The organism is Mesorhizobium sp. P2_B5, assembly GCF_056404775.1.
In genome coordinates this window covers 858,164-880,640 of the sequence record NZ_JBFUDJ010000002.1, presented here as the reverse complement: position 1 = coordinate 880,640, position 22,477 = coordinate 858,164, and the positions used below count along the sequence as shown (strand labels likewise).

Sequence of the window (22,477 nt, the reverse complement as noted above, 5' to 3'; positions counted from 1 at the left end):
AAGACCCGGATGCGCATGCCCCTTTTGGTCGCCGCGTTGCTGGCGACCTCTCCAGCGCTTGCCGGCACGCTGACGCTGGCGCCGACGACCGTGACCGAATGGAAAGCGGTCTATGGCCGTGTCGAGGCGCGCGACACTGTCCCGGCGCGCGCCCGCATCGGCGGGCTGATCGTCGACCTGGCCGTCACCGAGGGTGAACCGGTCAAGGCGGGGCAAAAGATTGCCACCGTCCAGGACGACAAGATCGCGTATCAGGTCGCCGCGCTGGACGCCCAGTTGCGCGCGCTGCAGGCACAGCTGGACACCGCGCAGTCCGAACTCGCCCGTGGCCAGTCGCTGGTCGACAAGGGCGTCGTGACCGCGCAGCGCCTCGATCAGCTCCGTACCGAAGTCGACGTCGCGCGCAACCAGCTTGCCGCGACCGAGGCCCAGCGTTCGGTGATCGTGCAACAGGGCGCCGAGGGCGATGTCTTTGCTCCCGGCGACGGCCGCGTGCTGACCGTGCCGGCGACGCGTGGCGCGGTCATCATGGCCGGTGAAGTGGTGGCCACCATTGGTGGCGGCGGCGTGTTCCTACGGCTGGCCGTTCCGGAGCGTTACGCGGCGTCCCTGAGAGAGGGCGCCGCCATCCGTATCAATGCCGGCGGCAAGGAGGCCCCTGGCCGCCTCGCCAAGATCTATCCGCAGATCGACAATGGCCGCGTCATCGCCGACGTCGAGGTTGATAATCTCGATACCAATTTCATCGATGCCCGTGTCCTGGTCGAGCTGCCGGTCGCCGAGCGCTCCGCGCTGCTGGTGCCGGCTTCGGCGATCCAGACCCGTTCGGGGATCGATTTCGTGCGCGTCGCCGCAGGTGGTGGAAGTGTCGAGCGCGCGGTGGTCACAGGCGAACGGACCAAGCGCGCCGACGGTGACTATGTCGAGATCCTGACCGGCCTGGCGGCCGGCGAGGTCGTGGTCACCCCATGAAAGGTCCCGCCTCGTTAGGCATCGCCGGTGCGCTGACGCGGGCCTTCATTGCGTCGCCGCTGACGCCGCTGTTCCTGGTCGCCGCCTTCGCCTTCGGGCTGGTGGCGCTGCTTACGCTGCCGCGCGAGGAGGAGCCGCAGATCTCGGTGCCGATGGTCGACATCTTCGTGCGCGCCGATGGCCTCAAGGCAGACGACGCCGTGAAGCTGATCACCGAGCCGCTGGAGACGATCGTCAAGGGCATCGACGGCGTCGAGCATGTCTATTCGCAGACGCGCGACGACCAGGTGATGGTCACCGCCCGCTTCATCGTCGGCACATCGTCGGACGCTGCCGTGCTGCGCGTACACGACAAGGTGCGCGCCAACATGGATCGCATTCCCGTCGGCGTGCCCGAGCCGCTGATCGTCGGCCGCGGCATCGACGACGTCGCCATCGTCACGCTGACGCTGTCGCCGAAGCCGGAGGCGGCCGCGCGCATGACGGCCAACGACCTCACCCGCATCGCGCGCGAACTGCGCACCGAGATCGCCAAGATCGACAATGTCGGCCTAACCTATCTGGTCGGCGACACCGGAGAGATCATCCGCGTCAATCCGAACCCGGAAAAGCTCGCCCTTTACGGTGTCACCCTGCAGCAGCTCGCCGCCAAGGTGTCGGGCGCCAACAAGGCCTTTCCCGCCGGACGTGTGCGCGACAGGGGCGAGCAGATCGACATCGTCGCCGGCGAGACATTGGCCTCGCCCGACCAGATCGGCAACCTGCTCCTGACATCGCGTGACAACCGTCCCGTCTATGTCCGCGATGTGGCCGACGTCGCCTTCGCCGCCGACACAGGTGATACGCTGGTGTCAACGGTCACCGGGGCCGGCGTTGGTGTCGACCGCGTGCCGTCTGTCACGCTCGCAATCGCCAAACGCGCTGGATCGAACGCGGTCGCCGTCGCCGACGCCATTCTGCACCGGGTCGCATTGCTCCAGGGCGGGCTGATCCCCGGCGATATCTCGATCGACGTGACGCGCAATTACGGCGAGACCGCCAACGACAAGGCCAATGAGCTCCTCTACCATCTCGGCCTGGCGACGATCTCGATCATCGTACTGGTCTGGGTCGCCATCGGCCGCCGCGAAGCGATGGTCGTGGCCGTCGTCATTCCGGTGACCATCCTGCTCACGCTGTTTGCCTCGCGCGTCATGGGCTACACGCTGAACCGCGTCTCGCTGTTCGCGCTGATCTTCTCCATAGGCATTCTCGTCGACGATGCCATCGTGGTAATCGAGAACATCTCGCGCCACTGGGCCATGGGCGGCGGCCGGGATCGCCGGCAGGCGGCAATCGAGGCGGTAGCGGAGGTCGGCAACCCGACCATCGTCGCCACCTTGACCGTGGTCGCCGCACTGCTGCCGATGCTGTTCGTCTCGGGAATGATGGGCCCCTATATGAGCCCGATCCCGGCCAATGCCTCGGCGGCGATGATCTTCTCCTTCTTCGTCGCGGTGACGGTGACGCCGTGGCTGATGCTTAAACTTGCCGGGCGGGCGCCGGTGCATGCCCACCAGGATCATGGCAATGGCGGCCCGCTCGGCCGCGCCTACACCGCCGTCGCCCGGCCGATCCTGGCCTCGAAGAAGGCGAGCTGGGCCTTCCTGCTCGTCGTCGGCGTGCTGACGCTCGGCTCGCTCGCGCTGTTCTACACCGAGCATGTCACGGTCAAGCTGCTGCCCTTCGACAACAAGTCCGACCTGTCGGTGACCATCGATCTGCCGGAAGGGTCTTCCGTCGAAGCGACCGATGCGGTGGCGCAGGCCGTCGCCGCCAAGGTTCTCGAATTGAAGGAGGTTCGATCGGTCCAGACACATGCCGCCACGGCGGCACCCTTCAACTTCAACGGCCTCGTCCGCCACGCCGTCCTGCGCACCGAGCCGCAGCAGGGCGACGTGGCGCTCAACCTGCTGCCGAAGGCGAACCGTGCCCGCTCCAGCCATGAGATCGCGCTCGACGTCCGCCAACGCATCGCCACGATCCCCGTACCGCAAGGCACCAGCCTGAAGGTGGTCGAGCCGCCGCCCGGCCCGCCGGTGATGGCAACGCTGCTGGCCGAGATCTACGGACCCGACGGCGGGACCCGTCGCAAGGTCGCCGCCAGGATCGAGGCGGCGTTCCGCTCCGTGCCCTTCATCGTCGACGTCGACAACTCCTGGGGACAGCCGGCACGCCGGCTGCGCGCCACGATCTCCACCGACGATGCGGAGTTCTTCCATGTCGAGGAAAGCGACGTCTTCGACACGCTTGCCATCCTCAATGGGGGCAAGACCGTCGGCTATTCGCATCGCGGCGGAGGCCGCCAGCCGATCCCGATCCGGATCGAGCGGCCGAAGGGCGAAAGGACGCTCGACGAGCGCTTCCTGACCACCCCAATTCCGGCCAATGTCCTGCCTGGCGACCGCGGCGTGGTCGAACTCGGCGATGTCGTGCGGGTGACGCCGGAGCGCGCTTCGTTCCCGGTGTTCAGGCATAATGGCCGCGCTGCCGAAATGGTGACGGCCGAGCTTGCCGGCAGCTTCGAGGCGCCGCTTTACGGCATGCTCGCCGTCAGCAAGGCCATCGACGCGCAGAACTGGACCGGACTGCCGAAGCCCGCGATCTTGCTGCACGGCCAGCCGGAGGATGAAAGCCGGCCGACGCTTTTGTGGGACGGCGAATGGGAAGTCACCTGGGTGACCTTCCGCGACATGGGGGCGGCCTTCGGCGTCGCGCTGCTCGGCATCTACATCCTCGTCGTCGCCCAGTTCGGCTCGTTCAAGGTGCCCCTGGTGATCCTGACGCCGATCCCGCTGACCTTCATCGGCATACTCGGCGGGCACTGGCTGTTCGGCGCGCCGTTCACAGCCACCTCGATGATCGGCTTCATCGCGCTGGCCGGCATCATCGTGCGCAATTCGATCCTGCTGGTCGACTTCATCCGCCATGCGGCATCGCCCGACAGGCCGTTGAGCGAGGTGCTGATCGAGGCCGGCGCGATCAGGTTCAAGCCGATCCTGCTCACCGCACTTGCCGCCATGATCGGCGCGGCGGTGATCCTGACCGATCCGATCTTCCAGGGTCTGGCGATCTCGCTGCTGTTCGGCCTGGCCTCCTCGACGCTGCTGACTGTGCTGGTCATACCGGCGATCTACCGCGTGCTGCGCACGTGATCGCGAGCGCAGCCGCCGTTGCCGGTGCTGCCAAGACGAGGCGTCGGCTTGCCTCGGGAAAAGCGGATGGGCGTTGGTGTGCACATAACTTAACGATTAGTCAGGTCTGCTGGGAGACAGGCCGCTTGAGGAGGGGCGAATTGCGTTTCCGCATTTGCGCCAGATCAATCGAGTGTCCTGCGGCCGCGGCTATGGTGAAACGGCATGGAGATCCACTCGATGTTGCCCTTCACGCGTGATCAGTTTCTCGCCAACCTGGCCGCATACAATGAAGACATCTGGCCGGCGCAACTGGCTGCATTTGGCCTTGGCTTGCTTGCCGTGGCCATGTTGTTTTGGCGACCGCGAATGGCGGATCGTCTGATCGCTGGCACCCTTGCAATCATGTGGCTGTGGACCGGAGTTGGATATCATTGGCTCCATTTTGCAGAGATCAACAAGGCCGCGCTTATCTTTGGCGGCCTCTTTGTCGCGCAGGGAGCCATGCTGGCCTCTGTTGGTGTCGTTAGGAACGAACTGCGCTTCGGGCTGGGTTCTGGACCTGCAGCGAGCGTGGGAATTGGTTTGGTCGCCTATGCGGTCGTCCTTTACCCCCTTCTAGGCATCTGGACGGGTCACGCATATCCGCAAATGCCAGTGTTCGGTGTCACGCCCTGTCCCGTGACGATTTTCACCTTCGGTTTCTTTCTCTTCGCAAAGCCTCCTATGTCGCGGTGGCTGCTCGCGATCCCCTTCATCTGGTCGTTGATCGGAGGGAGTGCAGCGTTCCTCCTCGGCGTGCCGCAAGATTGGTTACTTCTCGTTAGCGGTTTTGTTGCGGTCCCATTGGTGGTCGCATGTCGCAGCGACGCCAATTTGGAAGGTTCGAGATCCTGAGAAGCCAATGCCTAAGCATACATTCACCGGGTGCGGAAAGCCTTAGGCTGCCGGTGCTGTTGTCACACCCGCGTGTGTGGAATGTGAATTTACACTGCGAACTTCCTGACGTGCTTGCCAATCCGTCGTCGCTATCGGATTCTAAATTTGCCAGGTTCGACAGTGGCAAGGATATGGCTACGGAAGTTGCCCTTTTGTCAGGAAACCAGTCAGGCTCGCTTGGCTTGTGAGATGGCGCGAGATGCTCGGCCCGAAACAGATGTCGGACATGAAACAGGTGAGGTTGCTGGGCGTCCTGGCTGCGACAGCGATCGGTTTATATGTCTGCTATCTGTTGGCGCTGCCGTTCTTATCCGCATTGACTTGGGCACTCGTGCTGGCAATCGTGCTTCATCCGGCCCATCTGAAGGTGGAGGCAAAGACCGGAAATCGAAATCTGGCAGCCCTGATATCGGTAAGCGTCGCGGCTGTTGCAGTCGGCTTGCCGCTGATCTTCGTGGCACAGCAACTCGTTCGCGAGGCGGCAAACGGAGCTACCTATCTGGAGGAGGTCATCCGGGGATGGAACGCAAATGGCTTCGCGTCAGATTATCCCAGGCTTTCGGCCATTGCTCTGTGGATTGAGGATCGACTCGACCCGGCCGGCTCAGTTGCCGCATTCGCTCAATGGCTGACGGGACAAAGCACATCGCTATTGCGGGGCTCCATCAATCAGGTCGTGATGTTCGTGCTAACGTTCTATTTTCTCTTCTATTTCCTGCGGGATCGGTCGCATGTCCTGCGATGGGTTGAGAGCCTTTCGCCCCTGCATGCTCCGGAAACGGCTTACATCCTGTCCCGTTTTGCAGAAACGGTACATGCCTCTCTCATCGGCACCGTGGTCGTCGCCGCTGTTCAGGGAGCCTTGGGTGGTCTGATGTTCTGGTGGCTCGGCTTGCCCACTCCGGCCTTCTGGGGCCTGGTGATGGGGCTTCTGGCCATCGTGCCTGTGCTCGGCGCTTTCGTAATCTGGGTGCCGGCAGCGGTCTATTTCGCGCTGGAAGGCGTTTGGGCCAGCGCGGCGATATTGACCATATGGGGCGGCGTCATCGTCGCCGGCATCGACAATCTGCTCTACCCGATGCTTGTCGGGAACCGGTTGCGGCTCCACACGGTGGTGGCCTTCATCGGCGCGGTCGGCGGCATTGTCCTCTTCGGAGCTTCCGGGCTCGTTCTCGGCCCGGCTGCGATAGCCGTCACGATCAGCCTCGTTGATATTCTTAAGAAGCGATTGAAGGGCCCATCGGAGGCGGACCCGGTACCCGGCAGCTAGACTGTGCCATTCTTCCCAGTTCTCTTCGAACCAGCACAAGTGTCGGATCATCGGGACAAGTTGTCACAGCAAATCCCATATCGCGTTCGAGTTCGACGGCAGCACGGTTTTCGCGATTCTCAATCGACTGGATCGTATCGAGGCCAAGCCTTTCAGCATACGCGAGCAACTCCCAGCTGACGCCCAGATGCTTGCGATCCGCCCAAATGTAGATCGCGACTTCTCCGTGCCGACCAGCCTGATCGCATGCCAAAGTTGCTACCGCGATCAGCATGCCGTCGATGGGAAGGCAAGGAAATTGTGTATCCGGGCATCATCGGAGCGCGTCATTTCGACGAGGCGCTCACGCGAGACCTCCTTCACCCCGCCGAGAAAGCGAAATTAGGCGCGGCCGTCCAGCTTCATAGGGACCGAAGGTCTTTGGGCGGAAATCGCCGGTCAAGACGCAAATGTCATAGTCGAGACAAACGACGAGTTCCGTGACGCGATCCATCGCGGGGCCACTCATGTCCATATGCAGATCGCTGAGATGCAGGATTCTGAATCCTTCGAAGCGGCGAGGCAGGGCTGCCGACGCGATCGTGTTGATGCGGATGAACGTTTTCGGCGTTGCGGCAACCCGCGTCCAAAGAGCCCCGTGACCCTCATCCCGTTGCGGATCATCGCATGGATCGAATACCAATTCTCCAGGTGAAAGAAGTTCAGGCCGTGGCCGAAGATTTGTGCTTCGGGGTCGGCTTCCATGCCCACGCTGCCTTGCATGGACCCGGCCAAGGCGTTCGTCCAGCCTGATGCAGATGTCTGTCATCGCCTCCCGAACGAAGTTGATTGGCGCCTCGCGCGTACCAATCCATCGCAGGAGCACGCCATTTTGGCGATCATATTAGCTACTCCCATATTTAATGCTGCAGCGTCGCGATGTAACCCGCTAGGTTGTGGATGCGTTCCGTGGTCACCACTTCGCCACCACTAGGGCCGTAGATTTTTGCGTCGTCTTCAAGGAATTGGCGACCCCAGACAGGCATCTCGCGCTTGCCGTGACTTGCTATGGCGTAGCGACCGTCAATAGTCGCGAAGACCTTGGAATAGGGAAAACTCCCGCCATTGCGTTCGGAAAGGTGCGTCAGGTCAGCCGGACGCTTGATCAATAGGTCGCGCAAGACCCCGTCACCTTTGCCATCGACACCGTGACAGACAGCGCAGGAGTTCAGATATTCCGCCTGGCCGTAACTCATCTCCTGCGCCGTGGACGCTTCGCAGGCCATGGTCGCGAGAGCCAATATGAGCAGGAACCTCATGTGCGCATCCACCGATTGATCGGTTGAGCGTACCGCATCAATCCGCACGCGGGTTGATCCGGATCAATTCGGCTTGGCATGGTCTTTGATTCAGCGCAACGAGCATGCCGAACCGTCTTGTTATCGTTGTCATGGTTTGACACAAGATCGGGAGCAGCCGCCATGACTTTCAGGACGATCCTTGCGGTTACGGGACCGCATATGGGCGATGACGATCTCAAACTCGCCGCTGACCTTTGCGACGAAATCGGTGCCCATCTTGCTGTTCTTGCCGTTGCCATTGCTGCGCCGCCGCCAGTCGGAGAATATGCGGCAATCGTTTCAGAAGACTGGCTGAAGGAGCGGCAAGCCGACGAGAAGCTCTTGAAGAAGCGAACTTCTGCCGTGTCGGCTTTTCTCGCGAGCAGAGCGTTTTCTGCCGATGTCTCAAGCGAATATCCGGAGGCCGGCTGGGCTGACGAAACAATTGGTCGACGTGCCCGCTATTCCGACATTACCGTGATCGGGCCGGATTTACTCGCTGGCGAGACGCTGAAGAACAAGGTGATCGAGGGCGCCTTGTTTTCATCCGGGAAGCCGCTGCTGATCATTCCAGCGGGGACGCGACCGACACTGAGGCCGAAACGAGTACTGGTAGCATGGGACGCTCGCCTTGAGTCGTCACGCGCCGTCCGTGAATCACTCGATATTCTAAGATGCGCCGACGAAGTGCGCCTCGCAATGGTCGATCCGGTGGAAGGCGAGCACCACCACGGTCAGGAACCTGGGGCCGATGCCGCTGCCTATCTCGCGCGGCATGGCGTGAAGGTTACGGTCGACCGTCTCCCGAGTGCGAACCATTCCGTCGCGGATGTTCTTCGCCGGCATGCATTCGACAGCAGCGCCGAGCTGATGGTGATGGGCGCCTATGGTCATTCCAGGTTGCGCGAGCGGATTTTCGGCGGCGTCACCAAGTCGATCCTTGAGGATCAATCGCTGCCTGTCTTGATGGCGCGATGAAGTACAGCGTGCCGCGACCGCTGCTTCAGATAGTGCGTTCTTTCGCTTCGCGACCTGAATGAACAACGGTCCCGCAAGAAAATGGCACGGGTCTCTTGAATGGTAGGAACATGTTCCTACCTGTGGACCGCCCATGTCCTCCCCTAACGTGGGCGAGCGATGGATTCTCCTCCCTGATCCGTCGCGATGCTGAGCCCGCTGCCACCTCCCTCTGGCAGCGGGCTACCGTTTTGTCGATGCATCTGATTGTGTCCGATGGGACTCGCTGGCGAGGTGATCCATACAGTGGCTGAAATTGCTGACGACGGATTCCCCTGGCGCGGATGCAATCTTGTAGGTTCGCATTTCGGCGTTTGAATCTGTCCGTGCAAAACGCAACTCATAGGTTCCGGAGATCACCGCGTGAATGAAGGCTGTGGCGACAAGTGGATCTTGTGTCGTCGCCATGATGGTGCCGTCGTCATAGCTTTCGTAATCCAAATGGCCGAGCGCGTTGAATGTGCGGGAGCTGAAGGTGGCTTCTGAAATCTGTGCTATTTGGTATTTGCCGATTGTCGTGATGTCGGCCGCGGCCATGAGAAAGCCGGCCAGGATCGTCCCGTCGAATTTGTTGTAACCGGCAATCGTGATGAACTTGACGACTTCCCGCGATGGTGGGTTGCTTACGTCGAGGACGATCTCACACACCCTGGCCTCCTCGCTCTCTTCAGTCCAGTTGCTGTATACAACCCCCGTCGGAAAGATCGTCGAGCCGGCGGCTTGGTTGATGCCGAGCAGAGCTAGCGCGGTCACAAGGCGAAATGCCACGAACATGCGTTCAGTTCCTCCGCGATATCCGGCTCAATCAGCGCATTACACGATCGGGAGGCAATCTAGGCTATCTGAACATCATTCCAGGACCGAAGCCCGAGCGCCCCATGCCCATGCCCATCATCGGCAGGACAATCTCGTCAGCGGCCTGCTTCTGCTCATCGCTCAGCTTTGCGTACAGTTTTTCGACCGCTGCCCTGACAGCCTTCACCTGCTCCAGACGGGCTTCGAGATGGGTCTGTTGGTAGGCCAGTCGCTCGGGCAGGGGCTTCTTCAGAAACTCACCGTCCTGGAATTGCTTCATCATGTCCTGCATCAACACGTTATGCGACTCGGCCGTGCTGCGGATAACGCCGGCAAGCTCGTCCCATGAGGGCGCCTGCTCGTCGGTGATCTTCAACTCGGTTTTGAGGAATGCGAGGCGTCCGTCGATTCGATCGAGCATCTGATCTGAATCATAGCCGCCCATCGGGCCGGCCATGCCCCATTGACCCATCATCATTCGACCGATCCCCCAGCGGGGCCACCAACCGGAATCCTTGTCTTCAGCTCCGGCCGCAACAGGCATTGCGGCAACGGTCAGCATCAGGCCCGCCGCGAAAATATTGCGCAAATTGAACATCGAGCACCTCCTTCAGGGCGGACTGCCAAAAACTAACTAGATCACGCGGTGACGTTGGCGGCATTGACCTGCATCAACGGGCGCCAGCCGCCATGTGCATGGCATCGTTGTGGGTGCGGCTTGCTCGGAGCATTCGCAAAGGGAGTGGTTTCCAAAGCCGGGGCTGCGTGCCATCTGGAGCATGCCTCCGGTGGAACTGACTCATGCCGGCGGGATCAGACGCTGGCAATTTGGGAGGCATCGAACCGCGGCAATTTTGTCGCGCTACCTGCAATCTGGCCGTGCTATGTTGGTCACAGACAAACAGGGAAGCCGCTGCGGCTGCTTATGTGAAGAGTGGATAAGCGGATCGCTCACCTGAATATCGAGCATTTTCGACAGCGCCTGGCCGAGGAGCAGGATGAGGTCAAGCGGAAGACCCTGCTTGATCTGCTCGCGAAGGAAGAGGAAAAGCTCAGAAAAATCGAGGCGACTGAAAAGGGAAAAAGCGGGCACAACAGTAAATAGAGAGACGCGCCAACATCGCCGCTAGACATCCTTGGTGGCAGGTTCCCATGTTCGCCAATGCGTGGGTGAGACATCCACCCGTTCTTTCGTGGCCGCCTTGGTCCAGCCCGTCAGTACACGCCTGCAGGGAAAGACGAGCGAGTGAGCGCCGTCCCCATCTATGACGGCCAATTCCAAATCTCGATCGAAGGGGGCGTTCGATATCGGTTGCCACATGGATTGATCTTGGGACGGAAAGGCAAAGGTATCCTTGACGCAGGTCAAATCCGACGACCGGTCATCTCGCGTGCCGGGCAGGGGAATGCCTTCCAGACGGCGATCAGCAATATGGCGATCAGCAATCGGATTCACCGCTCTTGGGTCGCCGCGTTCCGCAGGGTTTGCCATTTCGTGATCTCGCTGCTGCGCAGGCACGGCACTTTGATTGTGCCTTCTGCTCGGGGATTGGGAAGGCACGGAAAGACCGTCTCGATGGTGAAGCTGATGTCACCAGGATCGATACGACAATCTGCCTCTGCTTATGAGATCAATGGCGCAATATCTGAAATTGCGAAATCCGGTTTGGTCCTTATGGGATTCCACCTAGACAGCCGCGCCAGATGTAACCTCGACGGGCTGCGCGATAGAGGGTGGGAAAGCCCACGCGCCAGTGGGCATCGACGTGAATCAAAAAATAGCTTTGGGGCGGCCTGGGAATTGGGTGTAGGGTGCCGTCTTGAGGGATGTCATGGACCGGTTCATTGCGCGCGCCAACATCGCCCATTTTCAGGATCTGCTCTCACGCGAGACCGATTCGGAACAGCGGCGCGTCATCGAAGGCTTGCTGGCGTTGGAGCAGAAGAAGCTCGATATCGCCGAAAGCCGAGCACGCGATCAGTCCCGTGGACCTGGCAGCCCAGGAAGATTGCCAAACCGTCGCGCTGATACAAACACATAAAGCGGAAACGTGGTCCGTTTCGGGGGGCTGGGTTAGGTCCAGAGTAAGCCCGGCTCGGCAAATTGCCTTCTCTTGAAGGCCCTCAGCGCGCCGAACAGACGCGCTGAGGGCGATCAGCGGTCACGGTGCTATGCGGCCTTTACCGTGATCTTTTTCTCGGCCTTCTGCGCTTCGGCCGTCTTGGGCAGCTTGACCGTCAGCACGCCCTTGGCGAAAGTCGCCTCGATCTTGTCGGCATCGACCCCTTCAGGCAGCTGGAACGAGCGCTGGAAGGAACCGTAGCGGCGCTCGGACAGGTAGTAGTCCTTGTCCTTCTCTTCTTTTTCCTCCTGCTTCTCGCCCTTGATGGTCAGCATGCGGTTGGCGAGTTTGATCTCGACATTCTTTTCGTCGATGCCGGGCAGTTCGGCCGTGATCTCGTACTCCTTGTCCTTCTCGACCAGATCCATGGCCGGCGCGACCGGCCAGCCCGCATTGCGCAGGGACGGCAGTTCATGACCGAACAGGGAGCGCGTCGAGGGCAGGCGAAAATCGAAAGGATGGAAGTCTTCGAACAGACGGTCGACTTCGCGACGCAGGCTTTCGAACGGAGCGGTCCAGTTGCCGGCTGGCGCCGGCGCAGTGCTCTTCTCTGTCTTGACAGGTAGCTTGGTGGCAGCTTCGGCCATGGTTCTTCTCCTCGCGAGTGAGTTGATCGGACAGGTACCGCCGCCTCCACCCTTCCACCTTAGGTCTCCCAAGAGGCGCTAGAGCTGGAGGTCAGCGGACCCGCTTGCCAAGTGTCGTCGTCGAACTGGCCCATTGCTTCGCGAATCCGCGGTTTTGCCGCTGTCCATCGCGCCCGCGTCGCCAAATTTGGCTCGGCCTGGCAAGAACAGCATCAAATCAGCTGAAAAGGGGAGGCTCATTGATTGGGATCAATTGCGACAGAAAATGTCTTCCGCTGGAGCCCGGACGGGGATGCGCGACCAGCAAGGGATCGCACAGCGGCGGCACCCAAACGCCGTCCGTCAGCAGTCCAGGGCGCTCCGCTGACTAAAAGTGCTCGCGCTCAAATTCGACGCAGGAGTAGCCGAGTGTCGAAAGACCATCGGCGAGATGGTCCGCAAGCAGCGGGGTCCCACAGAGATAGTCGGCAGTATGCTCGTTGTGCGCGTCAGCTGCCTGCTGGCGGACACTTTGCCACTCGTCGGCGGTTTGATCGTCGCGTCCCAACCACATCAGGGCGACCAGGTCGATTTGTGCGTCGACGGAAAGATCGGAAATCATCGACTGCAATTCTTCGAGGACCGGGTCGTCGTCATGGTCCTCGAGGATCGCGGCGGACTGATCGTCGGACGGATTGGACGCGGGGCTGGGTTCGGTCACCGGATCCTTGGCATCGAACTCGCGCGCCTTCATGATGATGAAGCATACGGTTTCAAGCGGAACTTCAAGTTCCGTTTCGCCGTCGCCAGTCGTGTTCGCCGCTTTTCCCATCATACCGGTTCCTTCGGTTGCTGTTCGTCTTCCCGTCCTCGGACGACGCGCTTGCCTGCCATCGGCCCCCTTGTCTCGGTGACGACAGTGCATCGTCCCTCCGGTTGGCCTTCGGCCTGGAAATAGATCACAACCCAGTCGCTCGTCCTTGCCAGTTCGTGCGCCAGCCTGGTGTTCGAAAAGAACGCGGTGAAATGCCAGTTGTCATGTCGCGCATGCAGGACCGGCAGCCAGGCTTCGCCCTTTGGGTTGAAGCGCTTCGGCGCAATTTTGCGAAGTTCGCCGGCAGCTGCTTTTTCGCGGTAGATGCGATCGACGTCGAGCAGCATTGAAACCGGTGGCAAGGGTTGAGGTTGATGGGTCGTTCTCAGCCGAGCCCTGCCGAGCCGCTCGGCGAGGGCTGCCCCCAGCATCTCCTTGCGCCTGTGACCGATGCCCCTGATATGAAGCGCGCCGCTATGGAGCGCGCTCTCGAGGTCTTCGAGGGTCTCGAGCTGTGCCTCCTCGGCGAGGCGATGCGCGTATTGTGGACCGATGCCGGGGATTGACCGGAACAGCGCCTCCGGCTCCATCTCGCCGCGCAGCCGTTCCAGTTGAGACCAACGCCCCGTGGCGACCATCTCGGCAATCGCGCCGGCGATGCCTGTTCCGATCGCGGGGAGGGCGACGAGGCCGTCGCGTCCTTCCTTCGCCAGGATTTCGCCCAAGGGCCGTTGCAATTTGGCGACCACATCCGCCGCCAATCTGTAAGCCCGGGCACGAAAACCATCGGCGCCCTGGCTGTCGAGGAGATCGGCAAAATCGCGGAGTTTCGCCGCCACGCCGACGTTCTCGGGAAGCGGTTTCATTGCCAACATCGTGATTGGCCTGACGCCTGCGTCCGGCGTCGCGGTCTGAAGCGGCTCCGGCATGGCTGTCCCCGGCGCTGAGTTCAAGTTCATCGATTGATGCTCCTAAACCATGCGACGGCCCGCATCCTTGATGCGCATCAATCCATCCACGACTGAAACCGGATAGCGGGAAGCATGCGCTTCTTCGCACTCAAAGGCTCGGAAGAACTCGGCGTCGCGGCAGCGCAAGCGCTCGCGATCGAACTCGATCCGCATGAAGAGCGGGATTTCGAGGACGGGGAGCATAAGACGCGCCCGCTCGTCAACGTGCGTGGCGAGGATGTTTATGTGCTGCACAGCCTCGCCGGAAGGGGCGGCGCATCTACCAACGACAAGCTGTGCAGGCTCCTGTTCTTCCTGGCGACATGCAAGGAGAACGGCGCCGCGCGAGTAACAGCGGTCGTTCCGTATCTAGCCTATGCGCGCAAGGACCGGCAGACCAAAGCGCATGACCCCGTCACTACGCGCTATGTCGCGCAACTCTTCGAGGCTATGGGCACTGATCGGATTATGACGGTCGATGTCCACAATTTCGCGGCTTTCCAGAACGCCTTCCGGTGCGAGAGCATCCATCTCGATACGCGGAAGCTGTTTGCCCCGCTGATAGCCAAATTGGCCGGCGATCTGCCGATCACCATTTTTTCACCCGACAGCGGCGGCGTAAAGCGTGCGCAATTGCTCAAGGAGACGCTGGCGGCGGAATCCGGGAAAGAAATCGGCTTCGGCTTTATGGAAAAGCGCCGCAGCCGGAACGTGGTTTCCGGCGAACTGTTTGCAGGCGATGTCGCCGACAATGCCGTTTTCATTGTCGATGACATGATCAGCACGGGTGGCACCTTGTTGCGTGCAGCACTTGCCTGTCGTGAACGTGGCGCCCGGACCGTTCATGCGATCGCCACGCATGGATTGTTTGGCAAGGGTGCCAGCATGCTGTTCGGCAGCCAGGCGATAGACCGGATCATCGTCACTGACAGCGTGGACTCGGCGGCAGTCGCCAAAGCCCGTTACCCGGATGCGCGCTTAGACATTGTGCCGGTCGGTCGCCTGATCGGCAAGGCGATCAGGCGTCTCCACACACTGGGGTCGATTTCCGAACTGATCGGGATCGAACACTGAAAATCTCGCGCTCCGCCTGCTTGATGTAGCGGATCGCCTGCGGGCGCCATTTTTCCGGATGACGGATCGGCGTCTCCAGGAGATGAGCGACCGCCAGACGGGCCCTCAGCAATGCCCGGAAACCGCCATAGAGCGCCAGCAATTCGGCATCGGGGCGATCCGGCAGCCGGTTTTCAAGAGCCTGGACCAGAAGCGGCCGGATCCATGGCGCCCCCAGCATCTCGCATTCCAGGCCAAGATAGTTGATCTCGTCAAAGGGATCGACGATGCGCATCGACCGGTTGAACTCGAGGCAGTCGATGATCTGGGGTGGCTGGCAAAGGCACACGTGTTCGGGACGCAGGTCGCCATGACCTTCGACGATCGCGCCGCAAAGGATGCGTGCTTCGATCCGCGGCCTCAATCGCTGCAGCAGGGCGTCAACTATGTCGAGCGGGCCGGAAGCAATGTCGGCCAACGCGAATTCCGGCTTGAGCAGGATCGCGCGGTTGATCCGCTGTTCTCCAATGAGGTGACGCGGATATGCGCCGCCGTCGTCAATTTCAACCTGGCGATGCACATAGAAGGCTGCCAACGTTTTGGCCACTTCGTTGATCTCGGCTGCCGTCAGGCGGCCGCTGCCGATGCGCGCATCCAGCATATCGCCTTGCGGCAGGCGCTTCATTTCGACCAGCCAGTCGACGACGCGCCCGCTGCCGCCGAGGGTGAAATGGCCGGATACGTCACGGCGAAGAGGGAGCACCCGCCGATAGGTTTCGGCAGCAAGCCGGGCGTTCAGCCGCAATTCCTCGCCACAGTAGAAGTGCCGCCTCGCGATTGTGCTGAAGTTGAGGAACGCATGCCTGACCGGCTTTTTGAGCTTGTAGACCAGTTCGTCCGTGAGGAAGACCCAGGACATATGCGTCTCGCGGGCATCCACATGGGTCGTCCCGCTCCCGTATGCCGCCGGATCGCTGAGAAAGCGCACCTTCGCCGCCAGATCTGCAATTTGCCGGTGCCCCATCATAGCCGGTACAATGGTGGTCAGCAGCGATCCGCACTTTGATGCGTGTCAAGGACGCGCCCGCTGGTCGTGACATTCTGCCGATGAATGCAATTTCCGGCTGGATGTCATGGATCGCAAACACACCTTCAACATAGGCTACGTCATCGTCGCCATCCTGATCATTGAGATGTTTCAGGTCTGGTTCGCCTATCGCGACACTGTCCAGCTTTCCTACAGTGACGTGATCCGCCTCACCGAGGAGGGCAAGGTTGCGGCCGTCACGACGCTGACACCCGACGACTTCGCGCCGTTGCGACGCGACGCGGTTCTGGTCCCTGCGGCGTGACCGCGACCCGGGCCAGGATGCGAGCCCCTTGAACGAGCGAGGAGAGTGTCATGAAGCACAAACTTCAACAAAAGATTATCGACATCCTGGCGCGTTGCATGGACATGACGATTGCAACGACCCGCCTCGATGGCTCGCCACAGGCGACTGTGGTCTCGTTCGTCCATGACGGTCTCCTGCTCTATTTCGGCTGCGGAGCCGGCTCGCAAAAGGCCATGAATATTTCTCGCGACCCGCGCGTTTCGATCGCCGTGACCGCGCCCTATGAGAATTGGCTGGAGATCAAGGGACTGTCGATGGCAGCTACCGCGACAGAGGTCGTTTTACCCTCCGAACTCACAGAAATCGGACGCTTGATGGTGCAGCGCTTCCCACAGATTTCGGCTATCCAGCCCAGTGAGGCCGCACCCGTGAAACTGTTCAGGGTACGGCCCGCGATCATCTCTGTACTCGACTATTCCTTGGGTTTTGGTCACGCCGATCTGGTCAAGATCGAGGCCGATGACATCGCCGAGACCCTGGACAGCATGCGACACCATTGGCTTGTAGGCACTTCCGCGACCTCGTGACGGTCGTCCAGCCAGCTGATTATTCGACCGGACATTGAGCCGGATCAATGAGCAGGGACGGAAAGGATGCTTTTTGTTTTCGCAGCGGGAGAAGAGCCCACTCAACAAACAGGAGACAGACCATGACGGATCTAGCGTTGCGTCAGAACATTCTCGATGAGTTGGAATTCGAGCCGAGCATTGACGCTGCCCACATCGGCGTTGCCGTGGAAGATGGCATCGTCACCCTGACCGGGCATGTTTCTTCCTACTGGGAAAAGACAACTGCCGAAAATGTGGTCAAGCGGGTCAAGGGCGTGAAGGGCCTCGCCGAGGAAATCGAAGTCCGGCTGGTTGGCTTGAAAGGAACCGCCGACGACGAGATCGCCAAGCGCGCGGTCGATGCGATCACCTGGAATGTCTCCATCCCGAGGGACAAGGTGCAGGTCAAGGTACAGGATGGATGGATCACGCTGACGGGGAGACTCGAATGGCAGTACCAGAAGAATGCCGCGGCCGAGGCCGTGCGCGGCCTGGCGGGCGTCGTCGGTGTTGCCAACCAGATCGAAATCAATCCACGAGCCTCGGTATCCGACATCAAGAAGCGCATCGAGAACGCCCTGAAGCGCAATGCGGAAACCGAAGCACAGGCGATCCGCGTCATCGTTCAGGATGGCAAGGTTACCCTTGAAGGCAAGGTCCGGGCGTTGTCCGAGCGTCAGGCAGCCGAGCGTGCAGCCTGGTCCTCACCGGGCGTCCGGGCGGTGGAAGATCGGATTTCCATAATCTGATGCCGATAAGCTCGGCGCGGCGGCTTCCACGGGTTGCCGCCGCGGTGCCGATACAGCGCGCCGTGTGCATTCGGTCGAGAGAAGTACGCTCGGAGGAAGAGGGCGTTCTCTTCCAGTTCACGAGGCGACGAAGATCGTTGCCAAGGATGGCGAGGGAGTGCGTTGGACCTCGATCAAAACCATGTCAAGGAGAAACAAAATGATTCTGGCTAATGGTACTATCGTCGTGGTCACCGACGGCGAGAAGCTGCGTCTCTTCCGCAACAAGAGCCCCGAACCCCGGATCGACCTGGTGGAATTGCCCGAACCGGTGCTGCACTCGGCTAACACGGGCTCGGGCGGACGGCATCGCAGTTCCGCGGCCAATCCCGACGACTCGCGCCTGCGGGAAGACGACTTTGCCGCCACCGTGGCAGCCTATCTCAATCGCGAAGCGCTCACGGAAGCGTTCCAGCATGTGGTGGTGATCGCCGATCCGCGCACGTTGGGCGAACTGCGCAAGCACTTCCAGGCTTCGCTGAAGGCAAAGCTGGTGGGCGAACTTGCCAAGGATCTCGCGAAACATCCCATCGAGGCCATCGAGAACACATTGGCGGCGGATTGAGTCCCGCCCAGGTCATGACCAGACTGATCCCGACTATCGGCGCGAGCCTCTTGCAACGGCGATCTCTGGGCGAATCGGCCGGCATCGCGAAGGGCTTCCCGGATGGGGGATGTCGCCGGCATGCTAGCCGAGATTGGGAAGGGCACTTCTGCTGGATATCCGACATGTGGCAGCTGCAGCTAAAGTAGAGAGAAATTCGAACCGAGAAAGACAAGAACCTGCCCGGTGATCAGGGGGATTTTCAATAAGGGACCGTCCCTACCGCTGTCCTGGATCGGCGATCCCGCGACATAAGGGTGCGCCTTGAGGATGTCTTTCCAGATCGTCGGAAAGTCCGCTCCCTTGTTCTTCTCCGCGTTGCACGCATTGAGAAGCCTCGCGACGATGTCCGTCATTGAACCCGCATTACTTAAGTGCCTGATTGCAATCCTATAAATGAAGCGGCAGAGATGGTTTTGATTTCGATCAAATTGCACCAGGCCGCTCACAACGGCACCCAGTCGCTCCCCTCCTTGCAGGCGACGCGGTGGGCTATTTCCTCGCGCCCTTCAGCGCGAAAGATTTCCCGAACATGCAAGGGCAGATGCGCGCTGACGGACGGTGGAAGATCCTTCTCGGTCGCATAGGGCATCGCTATCTCTCACTGGCAAGCCCAAGCTGACGCCATGGCTGGGATGTTGTTGACGAATACGCCATGGACATTGCCGCGAGCGGACATCAGCTTGACATGAAGCGACAGAGCCGCGTGTCGTCGAGCAGCGAGCGGGTGACGCCGCCAACACCCATCCTTGATCCGGCTGTGCCCGTAGGCGCCCGATACGATCAGGTCAGCATTGGCGGTGTTCAGGAAATCGATCAGCCTGGCACTCTCGTCGTCGGACTTCAGCACTTCAGTGCGAGCCTTGATGCCATTTCCGCCCAGGAAGGTCGCGACATCCCTGTGTCGGCCCTGGTCCTGTCGTCGGGCTCGGAATCGACTGCAACCACGATCACGTCGTTTGCTATCGCCATCAGCGGCACGGCGTCGGCCATCGCGCGTCTCGCTTCGCGCGTATCCTTCCAAGCAACCACGATCCTGCCTGACGGCGCATGTTCGGCGCCGCTTGACGCGATCAGCAGCGGCCTGCCGGCACGCAGCACGAGGCTGCCGGGATCGACGGTCCGATAGGAATCCCCGGTGGAGGCGCCTTGGGAAGCACTGGTGATAATGAGATCCGCAATCCTCGACGTCGCGACCAGGGCGTGGTTGGGGTTGTCGCGCGTATTGCGCCATTCCGTCGCCACCGAACCAGCAACCAGGCTGTCGAACTCGGCGTGGAGGTCCTTGAACCGTTTCTGGATGTCATCCCTCAATTGCTGCCAGACCTCCGCGGCTATTGCGGCACCTTCAGGTGCCATCGTGACCGGCAGGGGTGCATCAGCTGCGCAGAAGGCGATCAGGCGAATGGCCTGTACTCGGCGATATCGTCAGTTCGAAAACAACCGGTTGACCGAGCCTTGCTTGAGCAGGGAGCGGGTCATGCCTCCAAAGGCCCATTCGCGGACCCGGCTGTGACCGTAGCCGCCAGCGACCACAAGCTCAGCACCCATGCGGTGGGCGAGTTCGATGACGGTTTCGCAGGCGTCCGCATGACCGACGCCCAGCACCTCCGATCTCGCCTTGGCGCCGTGCCTCATCAGGAACCGGATGACGTCGCTGACACTTTCGCGCGCCTCCCTCTGGTTCTGTTCCTCGACCGTCGCCACCAGCACATCTTGTGCGCCGGTGAGAAAGGGAAGCGCATCGATGACTGCGCGCCGAGCCTCGCGACTATCCTTCCACGCCACCACAACCTTCTTGGGATCGAGCGGGGCAAGTCCGTCGGCCGCAATCAGCACGGGCCGTCCAGCCGACAGCACCAGCGTTCCTGTATCGACCACCCGGTGGTGGTCACCGGCAACTCCCAAGGCCGGCGCTCCGGTCACGATCAGGTCCGCTGCGCGGGCATGCACCGCGAGCAGACGTGTCGGATCGCCGATCTCCTCGCGCCAGGAAGCCTCGTCTCCGACGACGACCAGGAATTCTTCCTTCAGGATCTTCAGGCGATCCTCGATCTCGGTGAGGCGTTGACGCATGATTTCCGCCGCCGCCATGCCGCCATCGTCGCCAGGAACAAACACATATGCGTCGGCCGCGGCAAAACCGATCAGCGTGGCTTCGAAGCGCCGCGCCAACTCCAGCGCATAGGTCGTTCGCGGCGCTGCCGGAGAATCGACATCGAGTTGAACCATGATGGTGTTGAAGATCATTTTCGTGCCTCCGATGAGATTTGTCGCAGGATCACCGGAGGTTCGATCTTGCGCCTTGATGCGCATCAAAGCCTGCATCTCTTGCAGGTCCGTCAGGGCACATCGTCATCGCCGGCTGGCGAGACGCTGTAATCAAGAGAGAACGGTCGACCCGGATGAGAATGCGATCAGCGCGGCACTGCCGCGCCGAAATCATCATCGAGTTGTCTATTTCCACCTCATCAACGACGCGTCGCGCGTTACATCGTCATTTCAGGCTCGAGCGACCGTTCCTTCTGTGGCTCCGGAATCTCTGTCATGGTTGCCTCGGTGAGCAGCAGCACGCTGGCGACGGAGACTGCGTTCTCAAGCGCGATGCGAACGACCTTGGTCGGGTCGATGATGCCGGCTTCGACCAAGTCGACATATTCCTTCTTGCCGGCATCGAAGCCGAAATTTCCGGTGCCTTCGATCATCTTGGCAATGACGACGCCGCCATCGACCGCCGAGTTCTCGGCGATCTGCCGGACCGGCGTTTCGAGTGCCCGCCTGAGAATCTGCACACCGGTCCGTTCGTCGCCTTCGCAATGCTGCTCCTCGTTCGCCACGGCAGCGATGCATCGCAGCAGGGCAAGCCCGCCGCCTGGCACGATGCCTTCGGCGACCGCCGCCTTGGTGGCGCTGATTGCGTCGTCGAGCGCTTCCTTTTTCGACTTCATTTCGGCCTCGGTCGGCGCGCCGACCTTTATGACCGCGACGCCACCTGCAAGCTTGGCTAGCCGTTCCTGCAGCTTTTCGCGATCATAGTCGCTGCTCGTGTCGTCGATCTCACGCCGGATCTGTTCCACTCGACCCTTGATCGCCTTCGCGTCACCGCTGCCGCCGATGATTGTCGTATTGTCCTTGTCGACGACCACGCGTTTTGCGCGCCCCAACTGCTCCATCGTGACATTTTCCAGTTTGAGCCCGAGGTCTTCGGAAATAACCTGACCGCTGGTCAGGATGGCGATGTCCTGCAGCATGGCCTTGCGACGGTCGCCGAAACCGGGCGCCTTGACGGCGCAGTTCTTGAAGGTGCCCCGGATCTGATTGACGATAAGGGTCGCAAGCGCCTCGCCTTCGACTTCCTCGGCGACAACCAGCAAGGGCGAGCCCGACTTTGCCACGGCTTCCAGCAGCTTGATGAGGTCGTTCAGCGAAGCAATTTTCTTCTCCACGATCAGCACCAGCGCGTCTTCGAGGACCGCTTCCATCTTCTCGGGATCGGTCACGAAATACGGTGACAGGAATCCGCGATCGAACTGCATGCCTTCGACGACGTCGAGAACGGTCTCGGTGGTCTTCGACTCTTCAACCGTGATGACGCCTTCACCGCCGACCTTTTCCATGGCCTCACCGACCAACTGTCCGATGAGCGGGTCGTTGTGCGCGGAGATTGTCGCTACCTGCTCTTTCTCGCGGCGGGTCGAGACTGGTCGGGATATCTGCTTGAGCGTCTCTATTGCCCGTTTTGTGGCACGATCGAGACCACGCTTGATGTCGATCGCGCTGGCGCCGGCGACGACATTGCGCACGCCGTCGGCGAATATCGCATGGGCCAGAATGGTTGACGTGCTGGTGCCGTCCCCGACCATGTCCCCGGTCTTCTCGGCTGCCTGCCTGAGCATACGGGCGCCAAGATTCTCCTCGGGATCCTTCAGGTCGAATTCCTTGGCAATGGTCACTCCATCATTGCAGACGATGGGAGCGCCCCATTTCTTTTCGATCAAAACCGATTTGGAGCGCGGGCCGAGCGTCACGCGCACGGCGTCTGCGAGCTGGGTTGCGCCGCGCAGAATCTTTTCGCGCGCCGCGGAACGAAACAATACCTGTTTGTGAGCCATGACCGTCTCCGAGCTACTGTGAGTCCTAGCTAACAGGCGT

Annotated in this window: 25 protein-coding genes; 12 read left to right on the top strand and 13 right to left on the bottom strand. The window is 60.9% G+C overall.

The features are described 5' to 3' along the window. Window positions 1-9 precede the first annotated feature (9 nt). The 4 genes from AC1D1N_RS10690 (at window position 10) to AC1D1N_RS10675 (ending at window position 6,354) form a co-directional block, all read left to right on the top strand. Window positions 10-972 carry an efflux RND transporter periplasmic adaptor subunit gene (locus AC1D1N_RS10690; RefSeq protein ID WP_436260891.1) on the top strand — a complete coding sequence of 321 codons (963 nt, stop codon included), beginning with the start codon at window positions 10-12 and terminating at the stop codon, window positions 970-972. Beyond that, the gene (locus tag AC1D1N_RS10685; RefSeq protein WP_477348417.1) at window positions 969-4,166 is read left to right on the top strand and encodes an efflux RND transporter permease subunit; all 3,198 of its coding nucleotides are present in this window, start codon (window positions 969-971) and stop codon (window positions 4,164-4,166) included. Before AC1D1N_RS10690 ends, AC1D1N_RS10685 begins: the two co-directional genes overlap by 4 nt. A 204-nt stretch (window positions 4,167-4,370) precedes the next feature. Beyond that, window positions 4,371-5,042: a DUF6064 family protein gene (locus AC1D1N_RS10680; RefSeq protein WP_477348415.1), complete on the top strand. Its 672-nt coding sequence runs from the start codon at window positions 4,371-4,373 to the stop codon at window positions 5,040-5,042. A 241-nt stretch (window positions 5,043-5,283) separates the two neighbouring features. Then, window positions 5,284-6,354 carry an AI-2E family transporter gene (locus tag AC1D1N_RS10675; RefSeq protein ID WP_477348413.1) on the top strand — a complete coding sequence of 357 codons (1,071 nt, stop codon included), beginning with the start codon at window positions 5,284-5,286 and terminating at the stop codon, window positions 6,352-6,354. Between the two features lie 899 nt (window positions 6,355-7,253). On the opposite strand, the gene AC1D1N_RS10670 is transcribed toward AC1D1N_RS10675, so the two are convergent. Further along, window positions 7,254-7,652 carry a c-type cytochrome gene (locus AC1D1N_RS10670; RefSeq protein ID WP_477348411.1) on the bottom strand — a complete coding sequence of 133 codons (399 nt, stop codon included), beginning with the start codon at window positions 7,650-7,652 and terminating at the stop codon, window positions 7,254-7,256. Window positions 7,653-7,814: 162 nt separating this feature from the next. On the opposite strand from AC1D1N_RS10670, the gene AC1D1N_RS10665 reads away from it, so the two are divergent. After that, window positions 7,815-8,651, top strand: coding sequence for a universal stress protein (locus AC1D1N_RS10665; RefSeq protein WP_477348409.1), 837 nt, complete (start codon window positions 7,815-7,817; stop codon window positions 8,649-8,651). Window positions 8,652-8,873: 222 nt separating this feature from the next. Here the strand turns inward: AC1D1N_RS10665 and AC1D1N_RS10660 are convergent, their stop codons facing one another. Both AC1D1N_RS10660 and AC1D1N_RS10655 read right to left on the bottom strand, forming a co-directional pair. Next, complete coding sequence (locus AC1D1N_RS10660) at window positions 8,874-9,464, bottom strand: hypothetical protein (RefSeq protein ID WP_477348408.1); 591 nt, start codon at window positions 9,462-9,464, stop codon at window positions 8,874-8,876. Between the two features lie 64 nt (window positions 9,465-9,528). After that, the gene (locus AC1D1N_RS10655) at window positions 9,529-10,083 is read right to left on the bottom strand and encodes a Spy/CpxP family protein refolding chaperone (protein ID WP_436260883.1); all 555 of its coding nucleotides are present in this window, start codon (window positions 10,081-10,083) and stop codon (window positions 9,529-9,531) included. 336 nt (window positions 10,084-10,419) lie between these two features. Here AC1D1N_RS10655 and AC1D1N_RS10650 point away from each other — a divergent pair, with 336 nt between their 5' ends. Then, entirely contained in the window at window positions 10,420-10,590 is a 171-nt protein-coding gene (locus tag AC1D1N_RS10650) for a hypothetical protein (protein ID WP_477348406.1), read from the top strand. Window positions 10,591-10,611: 21 nt separating this feature from the next. Here AC1D1N_RS10650 and AC1D1N_RS10645 read toward each other — a convergent pair whose 3' ends face one another. After that, window positions 10,612-10,977 (bottom strand): hypothetical protein, encoded by a 366-nt coding sequence (locus AC1D1N_RS10645; protein WP_477348404.1) that lies wholly within the window; start codon window positions 10,975-10,977, stop codon window positions 10,612-10,614. A gap of 340 nt (window positions 10,978-11,317) precedes the next feature. On the opposite strand from AC1D1N_RS10645, the gene AC1D1N_RS10640 reads away from it, so the two are divergent. Then, the gene (locus AC1D1N_RS10640) at window positions 11,318-11,527 is read left to right on the top strand and encodes a hypothetical protein (protein ID WP_477348402.1); all 210 of its coding nucleotides are present in this window, start codon (window positions 11,318-11,320) and stop codon (window positions 11,525-11,527) included. 128 nt (window positions 11,528-11,655) lie between these two features. On the opposite strand, the gene AC1D1N_RS10635 is transcribed toward AC1D1N_RS10640, so the two are convergent. The 3 genes from AC1D1N_RS10635 to AC1D1N_RS10625 all read right to left on the bottom strand — a co-directional run bounded on the left by AC1D1N_RS10635 (window position 11,656) and on the right by AC1D1N_RS10625 (window position 13,854). After that, entirely contained in the window at window positions 11,656-12,195 is a 540-nt protein-coding gene (locus AC1D1N_RS10635) for an Hsp20/alpha crystallin family protein (protein WP_477348400.1), read from the bottom strand. Window positions 12,196-12,562: 367 nt separating this feature from the next. Beyond that, a complete protein-coding gene (locus AC1D1N_RS10630; RefSeq protein ID WP_436260878.1) occupies window positions 12,563-13,009 on the bottom strand; it encodes a DUF3775 domain-containing protein in 447 nt (148 codons plus the stop codon). After that, on the bottom strand, window positions 13,006-13,854 hold the full coding sequence (locus tag AC1D1N_RS10625) for a DNA-binding protein (protein WP_477348398.1): 849 nt from the start codon (window positions 13,852-13,854) through the stop codon (window positions 13,006-13,008). Before AC1D1N_RS10625 ends, AC1D1N_RS10630 begins: the two co-directional genes overlap by 4 nt. Before the next feature lie 177 nt (window positions 13,855-14,031). Here AC1D1N_RS10625 and AC1D1N_RS10620 point away from each other — a divergent pair, with 177 nt between their 5' ends. Continuing rightward, window positions 14,032-15,012, top strand: a complete 981-nt coding sequence (locus tag AC1D1N_RS10620) for a ribose-phosphate diphosphokinase (protein WP_477348396.1) — start codon at window positions 14,032-14,034, stop codon at window positions 15,010-15,012. Here the strand turns inward: AC1D1N_RS10620 and AC1D1N_RS10615 are convergent. Further along, the gene (locus tag AC1D1N_RS10615; RefSeq protein WP_477348394.1) at window positions 14,957-16,018 is read right to left on the bottom strand and encodes a hypothetical protein; all 1,062 of its coding nucleotides are present in this window, start codon (window positions 16,016-16,018) and stop codon (window positions 14,957-14,959) included. The two genes, AC1D1N_RS10620 and AC1D1N_RS10615, sit on opposite strands and share 56 nt — an antisense overlap. Before the next feature lie 106 nt (window positions 16,019-16,124). On the opposite strand from AC1D1N_RS10615, the gene AC1D1N_RS10610 reads away from it, so the two are divergent. The 4 genes from AC1D1N_RS10610 to AC1D1N_RS10595 all read left to right on the top strand — a co-directional run bounded on the left by AC1D1N_RS10610 (window position 16,125) and on the right by AC1D1N_RS10595 (window position 18,286). Continuing rightward, window positions 16,125-16,343: a hypothetical protein gene (locus AC1D1N_RS10610; protein ID WP_477348392.1), complete on the top strand. Its 219-nt coding sequence runs from the start codon at window positions 16,125-16,127 to the stop codon at window positions 16,341-16,343. 50 nt (window positions 16,344-16,393) lie between these two features. Continuing rightward, a complete protein-coding gene (locus AC1D1N_RS10605) occupies window positions 16,394-16,912 on the top strand; it encodes a pyridoxamine 5'-phosphate oxidase family protein (RefSeq protein WP_477348390.1) in 519 nt (172 codons plus the stop codon). Window positions 16,913-17,034: 122 nt separating this feature from the next. Continuing rightward, window positions 17,035-17,682, top strand: a complete 648-nt coding sequence (locus AC1D1N_RS10600; protein WP_477348867.1) for a BON domain-containing protein — start codon at window positions 17,035-17,037, stop codon at window positions 17,680-17,682. A gap of 199 nt (window positions 17,683-17,881) precedes the next feature. Then, a complete protein-coding gene (locus AC1D1N_RS10595) occupies window positions 17,882-18,286 on the top strand; it encodes a host attachment family protein (RefSeq protein WP_436260871.1) in 405 nt (134 codons plus the stop codon). Between the two features lie 179 nt (window positions 18,287-18,465). On the opposite strand, the gene AC1D1N_RS10590 is transcribed toward AC1D1N_RS10595, so the two are convergent. From AC1D1N_RS10590 to groL, 5 genes are all read right to left on the bottom strand, one after another. Beyond that, the gene (locus tag AC1D1N_RS10590) at window positions 18,466-18,681 is read right to left on the bottom strand and encodes a hypothetical protein (protein ID WP_436260870.1); all 216 of its coding nucleotides are present in this window, start codon (window positions 18,679-18,681) and stop codon (window positions 18,466-18,468) included. Between the two features lie 245 nt (window positions 18,682-18,926). Then, the gene (locus tag AC1D1N_RS10585; protein WP_436260868.1) at window positions 18,927-19,175 is read right to left on the bottom strand and encodes a hypothetical protein; all 249 of its coding nucleotides are present in this window, start codon (window positions 19,173-19,175) and stop codon (window positions 18,927-18,929) included. After that, window positions 19,169-19,639, bottom strand: a complete 471-nt coding sequence (locus AC1D1N_RS10580) for a hypothetical protein (protein ID WP_436260867.1) — start codon at window positions 19,637-19,639, stop codon at window positions 19,169-19,171. Before AC1D1N_RS10580 ends, AC1D1N_RS10585 begins: the two co-directional genes overlap by 7 nt. 114 nt (window positions 19,640-19,753) lie before the next feature. Then, window positions 19,754-20,575, bottom strand: a complete 822-nt coding sequence (locus tag AC1D1N_RS10575) for a universal stress protein (RefSeq protein WP_477348387.1) — start codon at window positions 20,573-20,575, stop codon at window positions 19,754-19,756. 239 nt (window positions 20,576-20,814) lie between these two features. Then, window positions 20,815-22,437 carry a chaperonin GroEL gene (gene groL / locus AC1D1N_RS10570; protein ID WP_436260865.1) on the bottom strand — a complete coding sequence of 541 codons (1,623 nt, stop codon included), beginning with the start codon at window positions 22,435-22,437 and terminating at the stop codon, window positions 20,815-20,817. Window positions 22,438-22,477: the final 40 nt, after the last annotated feature.